The sequence below is a fragment of the Streptomyces sp. NPDC006510 genome (assembly GCF_040611955.1).
Lineage (GTDB): Bacteria > Actinomycetota > Actinomycetes > Streptomycetales > Streptomycetaceae > Streptomyces.
The window spans coordinates 1-4,319 of record NZ_JBEXPH010000359.1; the positions used below are offsets into that span (position 1 = coordinate 1).

Genomic DNA, 4,319 nt, shown 5'->3' on the forward strand with positions numbered 1-4,319 from the left:
GCGGGCGTCGGCAGGGCGGCGGCGAGCGCGGTGTGCACCTCGGCGGTGGCCCGGCCCAGCGCGTGGGCCTCGCCGGTGAAGTCCAGGCCCTCGGCCAGGGCGCGCAGGGCCAGCTGCCAGCCGTCCTGCGCACCGCTCAGGAACGGCTGGAGCACACCGAGGGTGAGCGGCTCAGGGGTGGTGGCCTCGAACCAGGCGACGGGCGCGGGCACCCGTCCGCAGCCCTGCTGCGCGAGCGCGAGCGGAAGCTCCAGATCGGGGTTGGTGCCCGGGAAGACCCGGCGGAAGATCTTGAGGATGAAGGCGTCGCCGTAGACCAGCGAGGTGTTGGACTGCTCGGTGTCGAGCACGCGCGGTGCGAGCCCCGCGGCGATGGCCGGGCCGCCCCGGTCGAAGCGCAGGGTGCCGAGGGTGCCGGGGGTACGGAATCGTTCCAGCAGGAGTTCGGCCAGGCGTGGGTCGTGCAGTCCCTCGTAGACGGTGCGGCCGGCGAGCGGCCCCTCGGTCACCCGGCCGATGAGCGCGGGCGCCAGCCGGGGCGGCAGCGTGGCCCGTACGCCGAGCAGCAGTTGGTAGCAGTCGTCCGGCGACTGCGCGGGCGTGGCCGGCTGGTGGACCCGGACCAGCAGATGGAGCAGCCCGGTTCCGGTTCCGGCGGCGACGGAACCGGTGCCCACCGGCAGCATTTCGGTCGCCGACACCAGCGAGAAAGCGGTGACCGGCCGCCCCTTGCCCGCGAACCACCGCTGCCGGGGCAGCCATTCGTGCAGCAGGGGGGCGAGAGACGGGAGCAGAGCTGTGCTGTCAGCCAGGGCGACCCGAGTGGATGCAGCCTCCGACATGGCATCGCGTCCTTTCCCCGGGCACACCACAGGATGCGAAGAGTGTCCCGGATTGCGGCAATAGCTGTCCGGCTGTGCGGGACGTGTCGGGTCAGGATGGTCCGTACGGACTCGACTCGATGGGAACGAAACGCCAGATGGGGCCCGGAAGGGGCCGTAAGTGTGCGATGTGGGGGAGGGTGCCCCGAGCGGGGCGGCGGAAACCGCCCCGCGGTTGGTGGTACGACGTGCTGCCCGGTCAGCTCGACGGCGCGTCCTTGCGCAGCCGGAACCAGTAGAAGCCGTGCCCGGCGAGAGTCAGCAGGTAGGGCCACTGGCCGACGGCGGGGAAGCGCACCCCGCCGATCAGCTCCACCGGATGACGCCCGTCGAAGGACCGCAGATCGAGCTCCGTCGGCTGCGCGAACCGCGAGAAGTTGTGCACGCAGAGCACGAGATCGTCCCCGTGCTCACGGGTGAAGGCGAGCACGGCCGGGTTCGACGACGGCAGTTCGTTGAACGAGCCGAGACCGAAGGCGGGATTCTGCTTGCGGATCTCGATCATCCGCCGGGTCCAGTGCAGCAGCGACGACGGGGACGCCATCGCCGCCTCGACATTGGTGACTTGGTATCCGTAGACCGGATCCATGATCGTGGGGAGGTAGAGCCGCCCCGGGTCGCTGGAGGAGAACCCGGCGTTCCGGTCGGGCGTCCATTGCATCGGGGTGCGTACCGCGTCCCGGTCGCCCAGCCAGATGTTGTCGCCCATCCCGATCTCGTCCCCGTAGTAGAGGATCGGGGAGCCGGGCAGCGACAGCAGCAGCGCGGTGAACAGCTCGATCTGGTTGCGGTCGTTGTCCAGCAGGGGCGCGAGCCGCCGCCGGATGCCGATGTTGGCCCGCATCCGCGGATCCTTGGCGTACTCCGCGTACATGTAGTCGCGCTCTTCGTCCGTGACCATTTCGAGGGTGAGCTCGTCGTGGTTGCGCAGGAAGATGCCCCACTGGCAGTTCTTCGGGATCGCCGGTGTCTTCGCCAGGATTTCGGAGACCGGGTAGCGGCTCTCGCGCCGCACGGCCATGAAGATCCGCGGCATCACGGGGAAGTGGAACGCCATGTGGCACTCGTCGCCGCCGACCTGGTACTCGCCGAAGTAGTCGACGACGTCCTCCGGCCACTGGTTGGCCTCGGCGAGCAGCACGGTGTCCGGGTAGTGTGCGTCGATCTCCTTGCGGACCCGCTTGAGGAAGTCGTGGGTCTCCGGGAGGTTCTCGCAGTTGGTGCCCTCGCGCTGGTAGAGGTACGGCACGGCGTCCACCCGGAAGCCGTCGATGCCGAGGTCCAGCCAGAAGCGGAGCGCGGAGATGATCTCCTCCTGCACCGCCGGGTTCTCGTAGTTGAGATCGGGCTGGTGCGAGAAGAACCGGTGCCAGTAGTACTGCTTGCGCACCGGGTCGAAGGTCCAGTTGGACGTCTCCGTGTCCACGAAGATGATCCGGGCGTCCGGGAACTGCTTGTCGTCGTCGGCCCAGACGTAGTAGTCGCCGTACGGACCCTCCGGGTCGGTGCGGGACTGCTGGAACCAGTCGTGCTGATCGCTCGTGTGGTTCATGACGAAGTCGATGATCACGCGCATCCCGCGCTGGTGCGCGGCGTCGACGAACTCCACGAAGTCGGCCAGATCACCGAACTCCGGGAGTACGGCGGTGTAGTCGGAGACATCGTAACCGCCGTCGCGCAGCGGCGACTTGAAGAACGGCGGCAGCCAGAGGCAGTCGACGCCCAGCCACTGGAGATAGTCCAGTCTGGCGGTGATGCCCTTGAGGTCGCCGATGCCGTCGCCGTTGGAGTCCTGGAAGGACCTGACGAGGACCTCGTAGAAGACGGCGCGCTTGAACCAGTCGGGATCGCGGTCCTTGGCCGGGGTGTCCTCGAACGTGTCGTGGACAGGCTCATTGACGATCATGGTGTGGGTGACCCTCCGGTCGGCGGGGACGGTCGCAGGACGGCGAGGTGCGCGGGCGTGACGCCTGGCTCCAGACGCACATAGAAGGTCCTGCCCCAGTGATAGGTATCGCCGGTGAGCTCGTCGCGCACCGGCACGCGCTCGTGCCGGTCGAGGCCGAGTCGCGGCATGTCCAACGAGACCGTGGCCTCGTGGGTGTGGTGCGGGTCGAGGTTGACGACCACCAGGACGGTGTTCGACCCCGAACGCTTGCTGTACGCGATCAACGCGTCGTTGTCGGTGGAGTGGAAGTGCACGTCGCGCAGTTGCTGCAACGCCGGGTTGCGGCGCCTGACGCGGTTGAGCGTGGTGATGAGCGGGGCCAGCGAACGGCCCTCGCGCTCCGCGGCTTCCCAGTCCCTGGGCCGGATCTCGTACTTCTCCGAGTCGAGGTACTCCTCACTGCCGGGCCGGACCGGGGTGTTCTCGCACAGCTCGTAGCCCGCGTACACACCCCAGGAAGGGGAGAGCGTCGCGGCGAGAACGGCCCGCGCCTCGAAGGCCGGGCGGCCTCCGTCCTGGAGATAGCCGGACAGGATGTCCGGGGTGTTCACGAAGAAGTTGGGCCGCATGTAGGAAGCGGTCTCGCCCGACAATTCCGTGACGTATTCGGTGATTTCCTGCCCGGTGTTGCGCCAGGTGAAATACGTGTAGGACTGCTGGAAGCCGATGGCCGCGAGCGTCTTCATCATCGCCGGCCGGGTGAATGCCTCGGCCAGGAAGATCACATCGGGGTCGGTCCGGTTGATGTCCGCGATCACCTTCTCCCAGAAGATCACCGGTTTGGTGTGCGGATTGTCGACGCGGAAGATCCGTACCCCGTGATCCATCCAGAACCGCAGAATGCGCACGGTCTCGGTGACCAGTCCGCGCAGGTCCTTGTCGAAGGCGATCGGGTAGATGTCCTGGTATTTCTTCGGTGGATTCTCGGCATAGGCGATCGTGCCGTCCGCACGGTGGTGGAACCACTCCGGGTGTTTCTCCACCCAGGGGTGGTCCGGAGAACACTGGAGCGCGAAATCGAGTGCGATCTCCAGGCGCAGCTCGCGGGCGGTCGCGACGAAATGATCGAAGTCGTCGAGGGTGCCGAGCTCGGGATGGACGGCGTCGTGACCGCCCTCGGCCGAGCCGATCGCCCACGGCACTCCCACGTCGTGGGGAGCGGCGGAGAGCGAGTTGTTGGGGCCCTTGCGGTGGGTGGTGCCGATCGGGTGGACGGGCGGGAGATAGACCACGTCGAAGCCCATCGCGGCGACCGCGGGCAGCCGCTCGGCGGCCGTGCGGAAGGTGCCGCTGATGATCCTCGCCGACTTCCCGGCCCCGGCAGCCCTGCCCTTGCGCCGAGCGGGCGGACCGGCCTTCTCCACCCTGGCGCCCTCCGAGCGGGGGAACAGCTCGTACCAGGAGCCGAACAGGGCCCGCCGGCGCTCCACCACCAGCGGCAGCGGCCGGGACGCGCTGACCAGTTCGCGCAGCGGATGACGGGCGAGCGC

At 68.2% G+C, this 4,319-nt stretch carries 2 protein-coding genes and 1 pseudogene; all 3 read right to left on the reverse strand.

The window, feature by feature from the left end; translation table 11 throughout:
* Window positions 1–842: pseudogene (locus tag ABZY11_RS43160) on the reverse strand (maltokinase); the annotation flags it as partial.
* 238 nt (window positions 843–1,080) lie between these two features.
* Entirely contained in the window at window positions 1,081–2,787 is a 1,707-nt protein-coding gene (gene treS, locus ABZY11_RS43165; RefSeq protein WP_356484417.1) for a maltose alpha-D-glucosyltransferase, read from the reverse strand.
* Window positions 2,784–4,319: alpha-1,4-glucan--maltose-1-phosphate maltosyltransferase (locus ABZY11_RS43170; RefSeq protein WP_356484418.1), on the reverse strand; the 1,536-nt coding region annotated here is incomplete at its 5' end. The genes treS and ABZY11_RS43170, both read right to left, overlap by 4 nt.

Bases quoted from the DNA above. Each gene is read 5' to 3' on its own strand.
- treS (WP_356484417.1), bottom strand. From the start codon at position 2,787: ATGATCGTCAATGAGCCTGTCCACGACACGTTCGAGGACACCCCGGCC.